The following is a 20,150-nucleotide window of genomic DNA, read 5'->3' on the forward strand; positions in this document are numbered from 1 at the left end:
TCGCCATTTTAGGTTTTAAACCTGATGTAACAACCAATTCGGTTAAGTTATGAAGGGCGCACGGTGGATGCCTTGGCACTAGGAGCCGACGAAGGACGGGACTAACACCGATATGCTTTGGGGAGCTGTAAGTGAGCTTTGATCCAGAGATTTCCGAATGGGGGAACCCATTGTTCGTAATGGAACAATATCCTTACTTGAATACATAGAGTATGGAAGGCAGACCCAGGGAACTGAAACATCTAAGTACCTGGAGGAAGAGAAAGCAATTGCGATTCCCTGAGTAGCGGCGAGCGAAACGGGATGTAGCCCAAACCAAGAGGCTTGCCTCTTGGGGTTGTAGGACACTCTATACGGAGTTACAAAGGAATGAAGTAGACGAAGAAGTCTGGAAAGGCTCGTCAAAGAAGGTAACAACCCTGTAGTTGAAACTTCATTCTCTCTTGAGTGGATCCTGAGTACGGCGGGACACGTGAAATCCCGTCGGAAGCTGGGAGGACCATCTCCCAAGGCTAAATACTCCCTAGTGACCGATAGTGAACCAGTACCGTGAGGGAAAGGTGAAAAGCACCCCGGAAGGGGAGTGAAATAGAACCTGAAACCGTGTGCCTACAAGTAGTCAGAGCCCGTTAACGGGTGATGGCGTGCCTTTTGTAGAATGAACCGGCGAGTTACGATCCCATGCAAGGTTAAGTCGATGAGACGGAGCCGCAGCGAAAGCGAGTCTGAATAGGGCGAATTGAGTATGTGGTCGTAGACCCGAAACCAGGTGATCTACCCATGTCCAGGATGAAGTTCAGGTAACACTGAATGGAGGTCCGAACCCACGCACGTTGAAAAGTGCGGGGATGAGGTGTGGGTAGCGGAGAAATTCCAATCGAACTTGGAGATAGCTGGTTCTCTCCGAAATAGCTTTAGGGCTAGCCTCATGTGTAAGAGTCTTGGAGGTAGAGCACTGTTTGGACTAGGGGCCCTCATCGGGTTACCGAATTCAGACAAACTCCGAATGCCAAAGACTTATCCATGGGAGTCAGACTGCGAGTGATAAGATCCGTAGTCGAAAGGGAAACAGCCCAGACCACCAGCTAAGGTCCCAAAGTATACGTTAAGTGGAAAAGGATGTGGAGTTGCTTAGACAACCAGGATGTTGGCTTAGAAGCAGCCACCATTTAAAGAGTGCGTAATAGCTCACTGGTCGAGTGACTCTGCGCCGAAAATGTACCGGGGCTAAACGTATCACCGAAGCTGTGGATTGACACCTTTAGGTGTCAGTGGTAGGAGAGCGTTCTAAGGACTGCGAAGCTAGACCGTAAGGACTGGTGGAGTGCTTAGAAGTGAGAATGCCGGTATGAGTAGCGAAAGATGGGTGAGAATCCCATCCACCGAATGCCTAAGGTTTCCTGAGGAAGGCTCGTCCGCTCAGGGTTAGTCGGGACCTAAGTCGAGGCCGATAGGCGTAGACGATGGACAACAGGTTGATATTCCTGTACCACCTCTTTTCCGTTTGAGCAATGGGGGGACGCAGGAGGATAGGGTAAGCGCACTGCTGGATATGTGCGTCTAAGCAGTTAGGCTGATGATGAGGCAAATCCCATCATCGTGAAGGCTGAGCTGTGATAGCGAGCGAATTATAGTAGCGAAGTTCCTGATTCCACACTGCCAAGAAAAGCCTCTAGCGAGGAAAAAGGTGCCCGTACCGCAAACCGACACAGGTAGGCGAGGAGAGAATCCTAAGGTGAGCGAGAGAACTCTCGTTAAGGAACTCGGCAAAATGACCCCGTAACTTCGGGAGAAGGGGTGCTCTGGTAGGGTGCAAGCCCGAGAGAGCCGCAGTGAATAGGCCCAGGCGACTGTTTAGCAAAAACACAGGTCTCTGCGAAGCCGTAAGGCGAAGTATAGGGGCTGACGCCTGCCCGGTGCTGGAAGGTTAAGAGGAGTGCTTAGCGCAAGCGAAGGTGCGAATCGAAGCCCCAGTAAACGGCGGCCGTAACTATAACGGTCCTAAGGTAGCGAAATTCCTTGTCGGGTAAGTTCCGACCCGCACGAAAGGCGTAACGATCTGGGCACTGTCTCAACGAGAGACTCGGTGAAATTATAGTACCTGTGAAGATGCAGGTTACCCGCGACAGGACGGAAAGACCCCGTGGAGCTTTACTGTAGCCTGATATTGAATTTTGGTACAGCTTGTACAGGATAGGTAGGAGCCTTGGAAGCCGGAGCGCCAGCTTCGGTGGAGGCATCGGTGGGATACTACCCTGGCTGTATTGAAATTCTAACCCGCGCCCCTTATCGGGGTGGGAGACAGTGTCAGGTGGGCAGTTTGACTGGGGCGGTCGCCTCCTAAAGAGTAACGGAGGCGCCCAAAGGTTCCCTCAGAATGGTTGGAAATCATTCGCAGAGTGTAAAGGCACAAGGGAGCTTGACTGCGAGACCTACAAGTCGAGCAGGGACGAAAGTCGGGCTTAGTGATCCGGTGGTTCCGCATGGAAGGGCCATCGCTCAACGGATAAAAGCTACCCCGGGGATAACAGGCTTATCTCCCCCAAGAGTCCACATCGACGGGGAGGTTTGGCACCTCGATGTCGGCTCATCGCATCCTGGGGCTGTAGTCGGTCCCAAGGGTTGGGCTGTTCGCCCATTAAAGCGGTACGCGAGCTGGGTTCAGAACGTCGTGAGACAGTTCGGTCCCTATCCGTCGTGGGCGCAGGAAATTTGAGAGGAGCTGTCCTTAGTACGAGAGGACCGGGATGGACGCACCGCTGGTGTACCAGTTGTCTTGCCAAAGGCATCGCTGGGTAGCTATGTGCGGAAGGGATAAGTGCTGAAAGCATCTAAGCATGAAGCCCCCCTCGAGATGAGATTTCCCATCACGTATGTGAGTAAGATCCCTAGAAGATGACTAGGTAGATAGGTCAGAGATGGAAGCATGGCGACATGTGGAGTTGACTGATACTAATCGATCGAGGACTTAACCACAAAGAGTCATTTTTAAATGAACAACAATTGGTCGATATTCGGCTTTCTTGACATCAATTCTTTATCTAGTTTTGAAGGAACAATCCTTCAATTGAATAATTCGTCTGGTGACAATGGCGAAGAGGTCACACCCGTTCCCATGCCGAACACGGAAGTTAAGCTCTTCAGCGCCGATGGTAGTTGGGGGATCTCCCCCTGTGAGAGTAGGACGTCGCCAGGCAAATGTGAAAAGAGTAGCTCATTGAGTTACTCTTTTTTGTGGTTTGAATTTATAAGATTGTAGATTGAACATCAATCCCCTATTCAGCTAAGCTTTGGAAAAGATAATTTAATTAGTTGATAATCATACTAGAGGTTAGGTGATGATTGGTAAAAGACGCATAACACGAAAAACTGACGCAATAATATCCGAAAACGACGCAATTACCACGAATCCACGACTATAAACACTCAGTTCACCTCTGAAAAAAACCAGCTTTGATACAAAAAAAGCATTTTCTATATTCCCCACAGACTAGCCACAACTTTTAAGAAAAGATCCATCCAAATTAATATATTTTTACTCTTTCTTTATCATACACCACCACAATATCCTCTACACTCATCCATCACACTTCAAATCGGCACTCCCTCCAAACATCCCATCCCTAAAAACAACCCCCAGCCCTTACCACCACACTTCCCAACAAAATCTCAATGCCCCATTTCCCTATTTCTATCCAACAATCTCACATTTTCACGTTTAAAACCTTCCTAAAACAGGAAAACTTCTAAGGTCATACTTCATAATTGCAAAGTTTAAAACACGGTTGTATAATTATAGTCAAATATAGTCAAAGTCAAAATGAGGAGGAGGTTTGATGAGGAACATATCCGACATCATTGAACGTTATTTAAAGAATGTTTTAGAACTGAATGAAAGTGAGATAGTCGAGATTAAAAGAAGTGAGATCGCTGATAAGTTTCAATGTGTTCCTTCTCAAATTAATTATGTGATCAATACCCGGTTTACGATAGAACGAGGGTATGTAGTAGAAAGTAAACGAGGTGGCGGAGGCTACATCCGAATCATGAAGGTGAAGGCCCACGATCAAGTTCATCTTATTGACCAGCTAGTAGCTTTAATAACACAGACCATCAGTCAGAATACGGCGGCAGATATTGTGTTTCGATTGGTGGAAGAGGATATTATTTCTGAACGGGAAGCGAAGATTATGCTGAGCGTAATGGACCGTTCGGTGATCATGGTGGATTTACCTGAACGGGATGTATTGAGGGGAAGAATGCTCAGAGCCATGCTGGATACATTGAAGTATGAGTAAGTTTTGAGAGGTGAGTAGGATGGTTTGTCAAGAGTGTAATGAAAGACCTGCAACCCTTCATTTTACCAAGGTGATAAATGGGGAAAAGACAGAGGTTCATTTATGTGAACAATGCGCTCAGGATAAGGGTGAAATGTTTATGTTTGATTCTTCTTCCGGGTTCTCTGTGAACAACCTATTGGCAGGTCTTCTTAATATAGCCCCTGCATTTAAGCAGGCAAAAGAAACAGAAATTCCAAAGACAGAGGTATTACAATGTGAAAAGTGTAAAATGACTTTTCAGCAATTCATTAATGTAGGACGCTTTGGCTGTGCTCATTGCTATGAAACGTTTAAAGATGAACTTACTCCTCTTTTAAAGCGTGTTCATAGTGGCAATGTGGAGCACCACGGAAAGGTTCCGGAACGCATGGGTGGAGCCATTCACATCAAGAAAAAGATTCAGCAGTTGAAATCGGATCTGCAAAGGATGATTGCGGATGAAGAGTTCGAAAAAGCAGCAGAGATACGAGACGAAATTCGCTCCCTGGAGAAAGATGTTCATAAAGAGGGAGGAGATAAAGGATGAGTCTGGAGAAATTTTTACAAAATGCTGTTAGCTCCTGGATGAATGAAGAAGGTCCGAATTCAGATATTGTCCTTAGTTCACGGGTCCGGCTCGCAAGAAACATGACGGCCTTTCGTTTTTCCACTTTATATTCTTCTGAAGAAGCTGAAGAGATCGTGGATCGCGTGAAGGATAAGCTCTCTTTATACCCAAAGAATTTAGGAGAATTAGAATTTTTAGCTACAAGTGAGATTCAGCCTCTCCAAAAGAGGGTATTGATGGAGAAACACCTTATTAGTCCTAACTTAGCTGAAGACACGAATTATGGGGCCGTCCTTCTATCCAGTGAAGAAGATATTAGCATAATGGTAAACGAAGAGGACCATATTCGAATACAGTGTTTATATCCAGGGTTGCAATTGAAGGAAGCTTTACAGAGAGCGAATCAGATTGATGATTGGTTTGAAAGTGAATTTGATTTTGCTTTTGATGAGAAACATGGGTATTTAACGACTTGTCCCACTAATGTGGGGACAGGACTTAGAGCTTCTGTGATGATGCATTTGCCTGGTCTGGTTCTGACCCAGCAATTAAATCGTATCATTCCTGCCATTAACCAATTAGGTCTGGTGGTAAGAGGGATATATGGAGAAGGCAGCGAGGCGTTAGGGAATATCTTTCAGATTTCGAATCAAACGACACTTGGTAAATCAGAGGAAGATATTGTGGAAGATTTATTGAGTGTTGTGAAGCAGATCATTGACAAAGAACACTCTGCACGGGACGCATTAGTTAAAACGTCTAACATACAATTAGAAGATAGGATCTTTCGTTCACTTGGCGTGCTGGAGTACAGTAGAATTATCGAGTCCAAGGAAGCAGCGAAGTGTTTATCGGATGTCAGACTTGGTATAGATTTAGGATACATCAAAGCCATATCTAAGAATATATTGAATGAACTAATGATTTTAACCCAACCTGGATTTTTACAACAATATTCTGGAGGTCCATTGAGACCAAATGAAAGAGATATAAGAAGGTCTTCTTTGATTCGAGAGCGAATTAAGTTAGATAAGGATACATGTGAGGAGGAAAAATAATATGATGTTTGGTCGATTTACAGAAAGAGCACAAAAGGTATTAGCGTTAGCTCAGGAAGAAGCTATTCGTCTGTCGCACAGTAATATTGGTACTGAACATATTTTATTGGGACTTGTCCGCGAAGGTGAAGGGATTGCCGCTAAAGCACTTACGGCGTTGGGACTGAGCCCTGAAAAGATTCAGAAAGAAGTGGAAGGATTGATCGGAAAAGGTACCGAGAAATCTCAAACGATCCATTATACACCCCGAGCGAAGAAAGTGATTGAGCTTTCTATGGATGAGGCTCGTAAACTGGGTCACTCATATGTAGGAACGGAACATATTTTATTAGGGTTGATTCGTGAAGGTGAAGGAGTAGCCGCTCGTGTACTTGGTAATCTTGGAGTCAGCTTAAATAAAGCAAGACAGCAGGTATTGCAGTTACTTGGCAGCAATGATTCAAGTAACCACCAGGGTGGAGGCAATGCAAATGCCAATACGCCTACCCTTGATAGCTTAGCCCGTGACTTGACGTCGATTGCCCGTGAAGGCAGTTTGGATCCGGTAATAGGACGAAGCAAAGAAATTCAGCGTGTCATTGAAGTGCTAAGTCGACGTACGAAGAATAACCCGGTGCTGATCGGTGAGCCTGGTGTAGGTAAGACCGCAATTGCTGAGGGTCTTGCACAGCAGATCATTGCCAATGAGGTTCCTGAGATTCTTCGGGACAAACGCGTCATGACCCTGGATATGGGTACAGTAGTAGCCGGTACGAAATATCGTGGGGAATTCGAGGATCGATTAAAGAAAGTAATGGATGAAATCCGTCAAGCAGGAAACATCATCCTGTTTATCGATGAGCTTCACACATTAATCGGAGCAGGTGGGGCTGAAGGTGCGATTGATGCGTCAAACATCTTAAAACCATCTCTTGCTCGGGGTGAATTACAGTGTATCGGTGCAACGACATTAGATGAGTACCGTAAATATATTGAAAAGGATGCTGCGTTAGAGCGCCGTTTCCAACCAATCCAAGTCAATGAGCCAACGGCAGAAGAGTCCGTTCAGATTCTTAAAGGATTACGCGATCGTTATGAAGCTCATCACCGCGTGTCGATTACAGATGAAGCGATTGATGCGGCAGTGAAACTTTCTGATCGTTACATTTCAGACCGCTTCTTACCGGATAAGGCGATTGATTTAATTGATGAGGCTGGTTCTAAGGTGCGTTTACGTTCTTATACAACGCCGCCAAACTTGAAAGAACTTGAAGCCAAGCTGGAAGAAATCCGCAAAGAGAAGGATGCAGCGGTTCAAAGCCAGGAGTTTGAAAAAGCAGCTTCTCTAAGAGATTCAGAACAAAAGCTTCGTGAAGAGCTGGATGAAACGAAGAACACATGGAAAGAAAAACAAGGCCAGGAAAATACAGAAGTGACCGTTGAAGATATTGCAAAAGTTGTATCGAACTGGACGGGAGTACCGGTATCTAAGCTTGCTCAAACGGAAACGGATCGCTTACTTAAATTAGAGGAAATCCTCCATTCCAGAGTCATCGGTCAATCTGAAGCAGTCGTAGCGGTGTCGAAAGCAGTCCGTCGTGCAAGAGCGGGGCTGAAAGATCCGAAGCGTCCGATTGGTTCCTTTATCTTCTTAGGACCGACAGGAGTGGGGAAAACAGAGCTTGCCCGTGCATTGGCGGAATCTATGTTCGGTGACGAGGATGCCATGATTCGTATTGATATGTCCGAGTACATGGAGAAACATTCGACTTCCCGTTTAGTAGGGTCTCCTCCAGGGTATGTAGGGTATGAAGAAGGCGGCCAGTTAACGGAGAAAGTTCGTCGTAAACCGTATTCCGTCGTTCTATTGGATGAAATTGAAAAAGCACACCCGGATGTATTTAACATTCTTCTGCAAGTCTTGGAAGATGGTCGATTGACGGATTCTAAAGGAAGAACGGTAGACTTTAGAAACACGGTGTTAATTATGACATCTAACGTTGGTGCCCAGTCCCTTAAGAGCAATAAATATGTTGGGTTCAATATTCAAGATGGAAAACAGGATTATAAGGATATGAAAGGCAAGGTAATGGAGGAGCTGAAACGAGCGTTCCGACCAGAGTTCCTTAACCGTATCGATGAAATCATTGTGTTCCATTCCCTTGAAAAAGACCATTTAAAAGAGATTGTGACCTTGATGTCCAACCAATTGACAAACCGCTTGAAAGAGCAGGATATTCATTTAGAGCTTTCAGTTGCTGCTAAAGAAAAAATTGCAGATGAAGGATTCGATCCTGAATACGGTGCGCGTCCACTGCGTCGTGCCATTCAAAAACATGTAGAAGATAGACTGTCTGAAGAGCTATTAAGAGGCAAGGTACTGACAGGACAGAATATATTAATCGATGTAGAAGATAGTGAGTTTGTTGTGAAGGTAAAAGAAGCAGAAGCAGAAGCAGAAGCAGCTAATACTACTACTTAATACAAGAGGTAGAAAAGAGGTACACGTATATGTTTTTCGTGTACCTCTTTTATAATAATAGAGCTTTTCCTGGGCAAATTGTCGGGCCTGAGCGCTGCGCTTTTCTGATTGTCTAGCTCCGGTGGCTAGTCCCTCGAGGTCATAAGTCAATCTCACCAAAAAGGCAAAGACCGCCTTTTCAGCGAGCTCGCCTTATGCTTGTCGGGCCTGAGCAAGCCACCTGCGCTTTTCTTGTAACCATTACATAAAACCGTTACAATCATTCCGAAAGGGTATTTATATGGAATGGTTAGAGTACAAATAGAGTAAAAGAGGAGAAGAATAGATTGGCAAAGAAAAAGACAAAGTTTGTATGTTCATCATGTGGATATGAGTCTGCTAAATGGATGGGGAAATGTCCAGGATGTAACGAGTGGAACACGATGGTGGAAGAGGTTGAGATGACTGGAAAGAAGCCTCGTGGGTCGTTTATGCATTCTGAAAATAGCGGGCCAACTAAAGCAGAGAAGCTTATCTCAATCGAAACAAAGCAAGAACCAAGAGTATTGACCGAGTCAAAAGAGCTGAATCGGGTGTTGGGTGGAGGAGTCGTTCCGGGATCACTTGTGTTGATCGGTGGAGATCCGGGAATCGGTAAATCTACTTTATTGCTCCAGGTTTCTGCCCAGCTGGCTGATCAAAAGCAGAAGGTTTTATATATATCCGGAGAAGAATCCATCAAGCAAACAAAACTTCGGGCAGATCGATTACATGTGAAATCCGATGATCTATATATATATGCAGAAACAAATCTTGAGTTGATTCATCAGACGATTGAACAGATTTCACCTGATTTTGTCATCATCGACTCGATTCAAACGATTTTTCACCCTGAAGTGACGTCTGCTCCAGGCAGTGTTTCTCAGGTAAGGGAATGTACAGCGGAATTAATGAGAATAGGGAAAACAAAAGGCATCGCCATCTTTATTGTAGGGCATGTTACAAAAGAAGGATCAATTGCAGGGCCACGTTTATTGGAGCATATGGTTGATACCGTGCTTTATTTTGAAGGGGAGCGTCATCATTCGTATCGTATTTTAAGGGCAGTAAAGAATCGCTTTGGATCGACGAACGAGATGGGGATTTTTGAAATGAAAGAGCTTGGCTTGGAGGAAGTCGCAAATCCTTCTGAGATATTCCTGGAGGAGCGCTCCCAAGGCGCGGCAGGCTCAACGGTCGTTGCTTCCATGGAAGGTACAAGACCTGTTCTTGTGGAGATACAAGCCCTTGTCACTCCAACCAGTTTCAACAACCCGCGACGGATGGCAACAGGGATTGATCATAGTCGTGTTTCACTCATTATGGCCGTATTGGAGAAACGGGCAGGAATGCTATTGCAGCAGCAGGATGCCTATCTGAAAGTGGCAGGTGGAGTTAAATTGGATGAACCGGCGATTGATTTGGCGGTAGCAGCGAGTATTGCGTCGAGTTTTCGTGATAAAGCGTCAAGTGCCCACGATTGTATCATTGGAGAAGTCGGTTTGACAGGTGAAATAAGAAGGGTTTCGAGGATTGAGCAACGTGTTCAAGAGGCGGCTAAACTAGGTTTTAAACGTGTGATTATTCCCCAAAATAACTTAAGTGGGTGGCAGCCGACTTCTGATATAGAGGTCACAGGAGTATCAAATATAAATGAAGCGCTGGCTATTATTTTAGGAGGATAGGAAATGGAAGATAAGAAGGCAAGAGAGAAGTCCATGTCGGATATTTTACAATTCGTTGCTCCTGGTGCCCCGATCAGGGATGGCATTGATAATGTGCTGAGAGCCAATACAGGGGGACTCATTGTTGTTGGCTACAATGATAAGGTGAAATCTGTACTGGACGGCGGATTTCATATCAATTGCGCTTTTTCTCCTAGCTATCTATATGAGCTGGCCAAGATGGATGGGGCCATCATCCTGAATGAAGCGGGTACGAAGATTATTTTGGCCAATGCACAGCTGGCTCCCGATGTGTACGTTCCTTCCACTGAAACCGGAATGAGACACCGTACGGCTGAGCGGGTTGCAAGACAGACCAATGCCCTTGTTATCGCCATCTCTCAACGGAGGAACGTCATCACCCTGTATCAAGGTAACTTTCGATATGCATTAAAGGACATCTCTGTCATCTTGACGAAGGCCAACCAGGCGATTCAAACATTGGAGAAGTATAAGGTGGTTTTGGATCAGAGCATTTCTAATTTATCAGTGCTGGAGTTTGAGGAGCTTGTGACACAAAGCGACTTGCTGCAAGTTCTTCATCGATTCGAGATGGTTTTAAGGATTAAAAACGAGTTATTGACCTATTTAAGCGAGTTGGGTGTTGAAGGCAGGTTGATCCGCCTTCAGATGAATGAGCTATTGGCGGATATTGAAGATGAGGCGATGCTCATTATAAGGGATTATTCCCAGGAAAGAAATATAAAGCCGTTCGAACTCCTCTATAAATTTCAGGAGCTTGTTCATTCAGAGGTATTAGAGGATAACGTCCTATTAAAACTATTAGGCTATCATGGGTATGTTCATCACGATGATGCCATCTACCCAAGAGGATATCGCGTGTTGAATAAAATTCCCCGGTTACCGATTGTGATCATAGAAAATCTAATAACAAGGTTCGAAACCCTCCCTCATGTAGTGAGTGCTTCAGTGGATGATTTGGATGACGTGGAAGGAATCGGAGAGGTCAGGGCACGGAAAATCAAAGAGGGATTAAAACTGATCAAAGAACAAACGTTTGCCGATCGACAGTTATAGGTATGTGGTCCTGTATGTGCCATATATGGTATAATTGAAGCATTTTCAAAAAATTGACAGTCTCTATAAGACATGTTAGCCTTCACTTAAGGAAGCTAGTTAAGATGGGATAAGTATATCAAAATGGTTTCCATTTTATTAAATTTGAAATTTTCAAGGGCTAAGACGTTTCAAAAATAGTAAATTGTTTATAATGAATAGGAGGAGGTGAGGGAATGTTAAAAAGAATCGTTCAAGCGTGCTTCCTTATCGTCGGGGGAACACTAGGGATTTTTCTTCTTCCCGAATTATTTACCGTCATAAATTTATCAGACATTCCTTTAATAAATAACCCTTATATGACTGCTATATTTGGTGCCATAATCTTTTATATTCTTACGTTTTGGGCAGTCGAGTATGTCGTCAATTTCGTCAAGTGGTTTGAAGATAGTTTAGTAAAAGCTCCAGTAACGGATCTGTTATTTGGCAGTTTAGGACTTATTATAGGTCTTTTTGTTGCGTATCTGTTTGGGATCCCTTTCAATCAAATGGAGATTCCGATTGTCAACACAGTAGTTCCGATTCTATTAACATTGCTTCTTGGATATTTAGGATTTCAAGTTGGCTTTAAGAAAAGGGATGAGCTGGTCGGTTTGTTTGGTACTTCAAATAGGGGTAAGAAAAAAGGGACTGACGAAGATTCTGATGAATCGGGTGTGAAAACCCTGAAGATACTGGATACGAGTGTGATTATCGATGGGCGTATCGCAGATATCTGTCAAACTGGATTCTTAGAAGGAATTGTTGTGATTCCACAGTTCGTGCTGGAAGAACTTCAGCATATTGCGGATTCTTCAGACGTGTTAAAACGAAACCGTGGACGACGCGGGCTTGATATCCTGAATCGAATTCAAAAGGAGCTTCCTGTAGAGGTTCAGATTTATGAAGGTGACTTTGAGGAAATTCAGGAAGTTGATTCGAAGCTGGTGAAATTAGCGAAGCTTACGAATGGGATCGTTGTAACGAATGATTTCAACTTGAACAAAGTATGCGATCTTCAAGGTGTACAAGTATTGAATATCAATGATTTAGCTAACGCCGTTAAACCTGTTGTATTACCTGGAGAAGAATTGAAGGTTCAGGTAATCAAAGACGGGAAAGAACATAACCAAGGGATCGCCTATCTCGATGATGGAACGATGATCGTTGTTGAAGAAGGACGCAATTATATCGGTAAGTACATCGATGTACTCGTAACATCTGTTCTTCAAACCTCTGCAGGCCGGATGATCTTTGCCAAGCCCAAACAATTAGAAAAAGCTTTATAAGTAATCATTGCCCTGACTCTATTTGGGTAAGGTATAATAAATAGTATTACTCGAGTGTTAAAGGAGTTATCGTATGGAATATGAAGTTGTCATTCCGGCTGCAGGGCAAGGGAAACGAATGAAAGCGGGCAAGAACAAACTGCTCCTCGAGCTGAATAGCTGTCCAGTCATTATTCATACACTGCGCGTTTTTGAACATGACTCCCATTGTCAGGGAATCTATTTAGCGATTCATCCATCTGAGCGGAATGCGTTCAAGAGTTTATTAGACCGTTTTGGTATTACAAAGGTCGTTAAGCTTGTAGATGGTGGGGAAGAAAGACAGCATAGTGTATACAATGCATTGCTTGAGGTTGATCATGAAATTGTTCTTGTACATGACGGAGCAAGACCGTTTATTAAAGAATCCACGATTCACCAATTAGTAGAAAAAACTCAATCAACAGGAGCCGCCATTGCTGCTGTTCCTGTTAAAGATACGATTAAAAAAGTACTGGATGGGGAAGTCGAGGAAACGATTGAACGCTCAAGCTTGTGGATGGTTCAAACTCCACAAGCTTTTCGTGTTTCATTGTTGAAAAGAGCGCATGGGGAAGCGGAGCAAGATGGTTTTCTTGGAACAGACGATGCTTCTCTAGTGGAACGAATGGATGTTGAGGTTGCTGTTGTTGAGAGTGATTATGACAATATTAAACTGACGACACCTGAGGACTTATATTTCGCTGAGGCTATTTTGAAGAAGCAAGAGGAAATGAGTGGAGGAGACAACCATGTTTAGGATCGGACAAGGTTTTGATGTTCATCAATTAGTAGAAGAGAGACCCCTTATTATGGGAGGTATAACGATACCATATGAAAAGGGATTATTAGGTCATTCAGACGCAGATGTATTATTACATGCTGTAGCGGATGCATGTTTGGGGGCTGTTGCTGCAGGGGATATCGGCAAGCATTTCCCAGACACAGATCCTGAGTTCAAGGATGCAGATTCAGCAAAGCTTCTTGAGCATGTATGGGCTCTTGTGAAAGAGGAAGGGTATGAATTAGGGAATATTGATTGCACGATCATTGCGCAGAAACCGAAGATGGCTCCTTATATTGATGCAATGAGACAAAGCATCGCAACGTTATTAGAAGCAGATATAGCTCAAGTGAACGTAAAAGCCACCACCTCTGAGCAGCTTGGTTTTACCGGGAGAGGCGAAGGGATCGCAGCGCAAACAACAGTGTTGATCAAAAAGAAGTAAGGGGACAAATTTGCTTTATTCCCTTTCATAACGGTGTTAAAATAGGTCAGAGACTTTAATGCAGGAATACAAAGAGGAGGAAACCAAATGACAAAAGAAGTACGCGTCCGTTATGCTCCAAGTCCAACGGGTCATTTACATATTGGTAATGCAAGAACAGCTTTATTTAACTATCTATACGCTCGAAGTGTAGGTGGAAAGTTCATCATCCGTATTGAAGACACGGATAAGAAACGTAATATCGAAGGCGGAGAAGAAAGTCAGCTTAAATATCTTCAATGGCTTGGAATCGATTGGGACGAAAGCGTAGATAAGCCTGGTGACTATGGCCCTTATCGCCAATCAGAGCGTAACCATATTTATGAGCAGTATCTAAACGAGCTTCTGGAAACAGGACAAGCGTATAAGTGCTACTGTACGGAAGAAGAGCTTGAAGCGGAACGAGAAGCGCAATCAGCATCAGGTCAAATGCCCCGCTACTCCGGGAAATGTCGCAACCTGACGAAAGAAGAGCAAGAACGATTAGCAGCAGAGGGCCGTCAACCGAGCATTCGTTTCCGTGTTCCTGCAGGAAAGATCTATTCTTTCAATGATATCGTGAAAGAAGATGTAGCCTTCGAGTCAGACGGGATCGGTGATTTTGTCATTGCAAAAAAAGACGGAACGCCAACGTATAACTTTGCCGTTGCAGTAGATGATTATCTAATGAAAATTTCACACGTTCTACGTGGGGAAGATCATATTTCCAATACGCCAAAACAATTAATGATTTTTGAAGCTCTTGGATGGGAAGCCCCCGTCTATGGACATATGACATTAATCGTTAATGAAAGCCGTAAAAAGCTAAGTAAGCGTGATGAAAGTATCATTCAGTTCATCGAGCAATACGAAGCATTAGGTTATTTACCGGAAGCTTTATTCAACTTCATTGCGTTACTAGGCTGGTCTCCAAAAGGAGAAGAAGAGCTATTTTCTAAAGATGAGTTTATAGAAATCTTTGACCCTGAGCGTCTATCGACTTCTTCTGCTCTGTTTGATAATCAGAAGCTTACATGGATGAACAATCAGTACATGAAGAATCTTGACTTAAGTCAAGTTGTGGAGCTATCTCTTCCCCACTTAATCAGTGCGGGTAAACTGGATGAGAATATGTCAGACGATCAGCGTGAATGGGCGAGTCGTGTCATCTCTTTATACCAGGAACAAATGAGCTTCGGTGCTGAAATCGTAGAGCTGTCTGAAATGTTCTTCAAGGTAGATCTTGAATATGATGAGGATGCCAAAGCGGTCTTGGAAGAAGAGCAGGTTCCTGAAGTTCTTCAAGCCTTCTTGAATGAAATTGAAGCACTTGAAAGTTATGAAGCAGCAGAAATTAAATCGTCTATCAAGGCGGTGCAAAAATCGACTGGTCATAAAGGGAAAAAGCTGTTTATGCCGATTCGTGTAGCCGTAACAGGTCAGACTCACGGTCCTGAATTGCCGAATGCGATTGAGCTTTTAGGGAAAGATACCGTTAAACATCGTCTGCAAATTCTTTTAGGTTAACATTTTGGATGTTATGTAATATAGTAAGAGTATCACAATAAATGATATCGCGTTGATGAGGAGAAGTAAGAATAGGATGCTTAATAGAGAGAACCATCACCGGCTGAAAGTGGTTTAAGCCCCTCCGATTCTGAAATGCACCTCTGAGCCCGTTACTGAAATATAGTAGGTAAAGGCGGTTTCCTACCGTTAACAGGATTTGAGTTGGAGAAGGTTGTTTTTCTTTTCAATCAGAGTGGAACCGCGCTACCTAAGCGTCTCTGTCATTTTATTGACAGGGGCGTTTTTTTAAATTTTCTGACCAACCCGCCAGCGCTTTTATTTTTTCGAAGAGAGGGGATCCGAATGTTTAAGTCATTTAAGGAAGATATAGAAGTAGTGTTTGATCAGGATCCGGCTGCGAGGAATTATCTCGAGGTCATCCTTACGTATTCGGGTCTTCATGCCATTTGGGCCCACCGCATTGCCCATGCTTTTTTCAAAAGGAAATTCTTTTTTATCGCTCGCGTTATTTCACAGGTAAGCCGCTTTTTCACCGGTGTTGAGATTCACCCAGGGGCAAAGATCGGCCGCCGATTCTTTATTGATCATGGGATGGGAGTCGTGATTGGTGAAACGTGTGACATCGGAGATAATGTTACGCTCTTTCAAGGGGTGACCCTTGGTGGAACAGGCAAAGAAAAAGGGAAGCGGCATCCTACGATTCAGGATAACGCCCTTATCGCCACGGGAGCGAAAGTATTAGGATCGATTGTAGTTGGGGAAAATTCTAAGGTAGGGGCTGGATCGGTCGTGCTAAAAGATGTTCCTCCCAACTCAACCGTCGTCGGTATTCCGGGGAAGGTCGTCATTCAGGATGGCGTAAAAATACAGAAGGATCTGAATCACTGTGATCTCCCGGATCCGATAAATGATCGTATGAAACAACTGGAAAGGGAATTGAACGAGGTAAAATCATTATTAAGGGAATATGAAGGATATGAAGGAAGGAGTCGATCATATTGACGATTCGTTTATATAACACATTGACAAGAAAAAAAGAGGAATTCAAACCCCTGGAAGAGGGTAAAGTCAAAATGTATGTGTGTGGGCCGACGGTTTATAACTATATTCATATAGGAAATGCACGCCCTGCCATTGTCTTCGATACGGTGAGACGCTATTTGGAATACAGAGGCTATGATGTTCAATTTGTCTCTAACTTCACTGATGTGGATGATAAATTGATTCGGGCGGCAAAGGAGCTGGGAGTGGATGTTCCGACGGTTGCCCAGCGCTTTATCCAGGCGTACTTTGAAGATACCGGAGCACTTGGATGCAAGAAAGCGGATGTTCATCCGACTGTAACAGACAATATTGATACCATCATCGATTTTATCTCTGCTCTTGTTGAAAAAGGTTTTGCTTACGAATCACAAGGCGACGTTTATTATCGTACAAGAAAGTTTGATGGCTACGGTAAGCTTTCTCATCAGCCGATCGATGAGCTTAAAGCAGGTGCCCGCATAGACGTAGGGGATAAAAAAGAAGATGCTCTTGATTTCGTATTATGGAAAGCAGCGAAAGAAGGGGAAATTTCTTGGGAAAGCCCTTGGGGTGAAGGCCGTCCCGGCTGGCATATTGAGTGCTCTGCCATGGCAAAGCGCTACTTGGGGGATACCATCGATATTCACGCCGGGGGCCAGGATTTAACCTTCCCTCATCACGAGAATGAAATCGCACAATCAGAAGCACTTACAGGTAAGCCATTTGCAAAGTACTGGATGCACAATGGATATATAAATATTGATAATGAGAAAATGTCTAAATCACTTGGGAATTTTGTATTGGTTCATGACATCATTAAAGAACAGGATCCACAAGTCCTTCGTTTCTTTATGCTATCTGTTCATTACCGTCACCCTATTAACTACAATTTAGAGCTTCTTCAAAATGCAGAGTCCGCTTTAGATAGAATTAAGACTGCTTATGAGAACTTGAAGCACCGTAAGGAATCAAGTACAGACTTAACGGATGACAACCGGGAATGGCTGGACAAAATCACTGGGTTGAAAGTGCAGTTCATCTCTGAGATGGATGATGATTTTAACACAGCTAACGGAATTTCCGTATTATTCGAATTATCCAGGCAAGCCAATTATTATTTGATGGAGAAGAATACAGCTACAGAAGTCATTGATGCGTTCTTGAGCCAATTCGAAGATTTCTTCTCTGTCCTGGGACTAAGCCTTCAGGAAGCAGAACTGTTGGATGAAGAAGTGGAAGAACTGATCGAAAAACGCATTCAGGCACGTAAAGATCGTAACTTCCAATTAGCAGATGAAATTCGTGACACGTTAAAAGAGATGAATATCATCCTGGAAGATACTCCTCAAGGCATTCGCTGGAAAAGGGGATCTTAATGCTTCACGAGATAAATGAACAAATCGATACGAAACAAATCAATGCACTTGCGCTGGCTTATATGGGGGATGCTGTATATGAAACGTATGTACGACAGCTCCTATTAACAAAAGGAAAGATCAAACCGAATCAGCTTCACAGAGCGGCGACGAAGTATGTGTCTGCTAAAGCTCAAGCGGCTATTCTCAGAACGTTGTTCGATCAGGACGTCTTAACGGAAGAAGAGATTTTGATTGTCAAGCGTGGCCGGAATGCAAAATCCGGGACAACGCCAAAAAACACAGATGTACAAACGTATAAACACAGCACTGCTTTTGAGGCGCTTATTGGATATTTGTTTTTACTTAATCGGACAGAACGATTAGAGGAACTGTTGAAGATGATATTTGAACAAGCCCAGGCAGGAAAGGAGGAGTAGAAATGAGTAAAGATTTTATCGGAGGAAGAAATCCGGTTATAGAAGCATTGAAGTCCGGAAGGGATATCAATAAGATTTGGATTGCAGAAGGTTCTCAGAAAGGCTCCATCCAGCAAATTGTTGGACTTGCTAAAGAATCGAATGTGATGGTTCAATACGTACCTAAGAAGAAGATTGAACAAATGGTATCGGAAAACCATCAAGGGGTCGTGGCCTCTGTAGCTGCTTATCAGTATGCGGAAATCGATGATTTGTTTCATAGAGCCGAACAAAAAGGGGAAGATCCATTCATACTGATCCTGGATGAATTAGAGGATCCTCATAATCTGGGTTCGATCATGAGAACAGCGGATGCTGCAGGTGTCCATGGAATCATCATCCCGAAGAGGAGAGCGGTAGGGCTTACGTCAACGGTAGCGAAAGCATCCACGGGCGCCATTGAGCACATTCCGGTTGCACGTGTAACCAACCTGTCGAGAGCGGTTGATGAACTGAAAGAACGTGGTGTATGGGTGGCAGGAACGGATGCGCAAGGAAAGCAGGATTTCCGCCAGTTGGATGGTACGCTGCCTATCGGCTTAATTATCGGAAGCGAAGGTAAGGGGATGAGCCGAATACTCAGAGATAAATGTGATTTCCTTGTTCAGTTGCCAATGATCGGTCATGTAACATCATTAAACGCTTCGGTGGCAGCTAGTATTTTAATGTATGAGGTCTATCGTAAACGCCACCCGTTGGGAGAATAGAGAGAGATGGATATTCTCCTAGTGGATGGCTATAACATAATCGGTGCCTGGTCAGAGCTGAATGAGTTGAAACATAAAGATTTGGCCGCAGCAAGAGATCGCCTTGTAGAACTAATGGCAGAATATCAAGGATATACGGGCTACCGGGTCATTGTCGTGTTTGATGCTTATTACGTTCAGGGGATTGCCCGTAAATATAGAAATTATAAGGTGGAAGTCATTTTCACGAAAGAAAATGAAACAGCGGATGAACGCATTGAAAAATTAGCCATAGAGTTAAGTAATATCAAAACTCAAATTCATGTAGCAACTTCTGATTTCACGGAGCAATGGGCGATCTTTGGTCAGGGAGCCCTCCGTAAATCAGCAAGGGAGCTTCATACGGAAGTAAAAGTCATCGAAAAAAAGATCGAAAGAAAAGTACGGAATTCAAGTGATAAAAGGCCCGCTTCCAAGATCCAATTATCAGATGAAATTGCTGAAATTTTCGAAAAATGGCGCCGCGGGGAACAATGAGAGGTTGACGATTGAATTTTCTGTAATGTATAATATTTCTATCTATTGTTTTGCGCGGGGGGATGTGTGTGAGCAATATCACCAGGACAGAAGCATTTGATAATCGATTAGAAGGCATGGATGATGAAGAGATAATAGAAGCCGTCCATCAGGGTCACAGCGAAGCGTTAGATTTTTTAATCAGGAAATATCGTAATTTTGTAAGAGCGAAAGCCCGCTCGTATTTTTTAATTGGGGCAGATAAGGAAGATATCGTCCAAGAGGGTATGATTGGATTATACAAAGCAATCCGTGATTATAAAGAGGACAAGCTGACTTCTTTTAAAGCGTTTGCGGAACTTTGTATCACAAGACAAATCATTACAGCCATTAAGACAGCCACGCGACAGAAGCATATACCGTTGAATTCTTATGTTTCATTGGATAAGCCCATTTATGATGACGAGTCAGACCGAACGCTCTTAGATGTTATTTCAGGTGCGAAAGTAATGGATCCGGAAGCGCTAATTATCAACCGTGAAGAATTCGATAATATGGAAGACAAGATGGCTCAGTTATTAAGTGACCTTGAGAGGAAAGTCCTAGCTCTTTATTTAGACGGGCAATCCTATCAGGAGATTTCTGAAGAACTGAACCGCCATGTAAAATCCATTGACAATGCCTTGCAGCGAGTGAAGAGAAAGCTTGAACGATACTTGGAAGTTCGCGAAATAACGATGTAAAGTCATATTGACACAAATTGGTGGTCGTGTTATTTTTGATAGGACTTACTATGGATAGTA

The 20,150-nt window shown here is 43.7% G+C and carries 16 protein-coding genes, 2 rRNA genes and 1 other annotated feature; all 18 genes read left to right on the forward strand.

The features are described from left to right. The first annotated feature begins 40 nt into the window (after positions 1–40). Positions 41–2,976, forward strand: a 23S ribosomal RNA gene (locus ACYH0O_RS00560). A gap of 103 nt (positions 2,977–3,079) precedes the next feature. Beyond that, a 5S ribosomal RNA gene (gene rrf, locus ACYH0O_RS00565) occupies positions 3,080–3,196 on the forward strand. A 640-nt stretch (positions 3,197–3,836) separates the two neighbouring features. Further along, on the forward strand, positions 3,837–4,298 hold the full coding sequence (locus ACYH0O_RS00570; protein ID WP_149158163.1) for a CtsR family transcriptional regulator: 462 nt from the start codon (positions 3,837–3,839) through the stop codon (positions 4,296–4,298). A gap of 19 nt (positions 4,299–4,317) precedes the next feature. Then, on the forward strand, positions 4,318–4,866 hold the full coding sequence (mcsA, locus tag ACYH0O_RS00575) for a protein-arginine kinase activator protein McsA (RefSeq protein WP_482630763.1): 549 nt from the start codon (positions 4,318–4,320) through the stop codon (positions 4,864–4,866). Then, complete coding sequence (gene mcsB / locus ACYH0O_RS00580) at positions 4,863–5,945, forward strand: protein-arginine kinase McsB (RefSeq protein WP_482630764.1); 1,083 nt, start codon at positions 4,863–4,865, stop codon at positions 5,943–5,945. The genes mcsA and mcsB overlap by 4 nt, the downstream gene beginning before the upstream one ends. A 1-nt stretch (position 5,946) precedes the next feature. Next, complete coding sequence (gene clpC, locus ACYH0O_RS00585; protein WP_482630765.1) at positions 5,947–8,406, forward strand: ATP-dependent protease ATP-binding subunit ClpC; 2,460 nt, start codon at positions 5,947–5,949, stop codon at positions 8,404–8,406. 326 nt (positions 8,407–8,732) lie between these two features. After that, positions 8,733–10,109 (forward strand): DNA repair protein RadA, encoded by a 1,377-nt coding sequence (gene radA / locus ACYH0O_RS00590; protein ID WP_482630766.1) that lies wholly within the window; start codon positions 8,733–8,735, stop codon positions 10,107–10,109. A gap of 3 nt (positions 10,110–10,112) precedes the next feature. Beyond that, positions 10,113–11,186 (forward strand): DNA integrity scanning diadenylate cyclase DisA, encoded by a 1,074-nt coding sequence (disA, locus tag ACYH0O_RS00595; RefSeq protein WP_149158159.1) that lies wholly within the window; start codon positions 10,113–10,115, stop codon positions 11,184–11,186. 215 nt (positions 11,187–11,401) lie between these two features. After that, the gene (locus tag ACYH0O_RS00600; RefSeq protein WP_482630767.1) at positions 11,402–12,493 is read left to right on the forward strand and encodes a PIN/TRAM domain-containing protein; all 1,092 of its coding nucleotides are present in this window, start codon (positions 11,402–11,404) and stop codon (positions 12,491–12,493) included. A 73-nt stretch (positions 12,494–12,566) separates the two neighbouring features. Next, the gene (gene ispD, locus ACYH0O_RS00605; protein WP_482630768.1) at positions 12,567–13,271 is read left to right on the forward strand and encodes a 2-C-methyl-D-erythritol 4-phosphate cytidylyltransferase; all 705 of its coding nucleotides are present in this window, start codon (positions 12,567–12,569) and stop codon (positions 13,269–13,271) included. Continuing rightward, complete coding sequence (gene ispF, locus ACYH0O_RS00610) at positions 13,264–13,740, forward strand: 2-C-methyl-D-erythritol 2,4-cyclodiphosphate synthase (protein WP_482630769.1); 477 nt, start codon at positions 13,264–13,266, stop codon at positions 13,738–13,740. Before ispD ends, ispF begins: the two co-directional genes overlap by 8 nt. An 87-nt stretch (positions 13,741–13,827) precedes the next feature. After that, the gene (gene gltX, locus ACYH0O_RS00615; protein ID WP_482630770.1) at positions 13,828–15,285 is read left to right on the forward strand and encodes a glutamate--tRNA ligase; all 1,458 of its coding nucleotides are present in this window, start codon (positions 13,828–13,830) and stop codon (positions 15,283–15,285) included. 43 nt (positions 15,286–15,328) lie between these two features. Then, positions 15,329–15,550 (forward strand) — a binding site (T-box leader). An 80-nt stretch (positions 15,551–15,630) separates the two neighbouring features. Next, complete coding sequence (gene cysE, locus ACYH0O_RS00620; RefSeq protein ID WP_482630771.1) at positions 15,631–16,290, forward strand: serine O-acetyltransferase; 660 nt, start codon at positions 15,631–15,633, stop codon at positions 16,288–16,290. After that, positions 16,287–17,687 carry a cysteine--tRNA ligase gene (cysS, locus tag ACYH0O_RS00625; protein ID WP_482630772.1) on the forward strand — a complete coding sequence of 467 codons (1,401 nt, stop codon included), beginning with the start codon at positions 16,287–16,289 and terminating at the stop codon, positions 17,685–17,687. Before cysE ends, cysS begins: the two co-directional genes overlap by 4 nt. Beyond that, positions 17,687–18,106, forward strand: a complete 420-nt coding sequence (locus ACYH0O_RS00630; protein ID WP_482630773.1) for a Mini-ribonuclease 3 — start codon at positions 17,687–17,689, stop codon at positions 18,104–18,106. Before cysS ends, ACYH0O_RS00630 begins: the two co-directional genes overlap by 1 nt. Before the next feature lie 2 nt (positions 18,107–18,108). Continuing rightward, positions 18,109–18,852 carry a 23S rRNA (guanosine(2251)-2'-O)-methyltransferase RlmB gene (rlmB, locus tag ACYH0O_RS00635; RefSeq protein ID WP_482630774.1) on the forward strand — a complete coding sequence of 248 codons (744 nt, stop codon included), beginning with the start codon at positions 18,109–18,111 and terminating at the stop codon, positions 18,850–18,852. Positions 18,853–18,858: 6 nt separating this feature from the next. Further along, positions 18,859–19,368 (forward strand): NYN domain-containing protein, encoded by a 510-nt coding sequence (locus ACYH0O_RS00640; RefSeq protein ID WP_482630775.1) that lies wholly within the window; start codon positions 18,859–18,861, stop codon positions 19,366–19,368. Positions 19,369–19,445: 77 nt separating this feature from the next. Continuing rightward, complete coding sequence (sigH, locus tag ACYH0O_RS00645; protein WP_374056919.1) at positions 19,446–20,090, forward strand: RNA polymerase sporulation sigma factor SigH; 645 nt, start codon at positions 19,446–19,448, stop codon at positions 20,088–20,090. The last annotated feature ends 60 nt before the right edge of the window (positions 20,091–20,150 follow it).

This window comes from Rossellomorea sp. H136, from assembly GCF_056838065.1.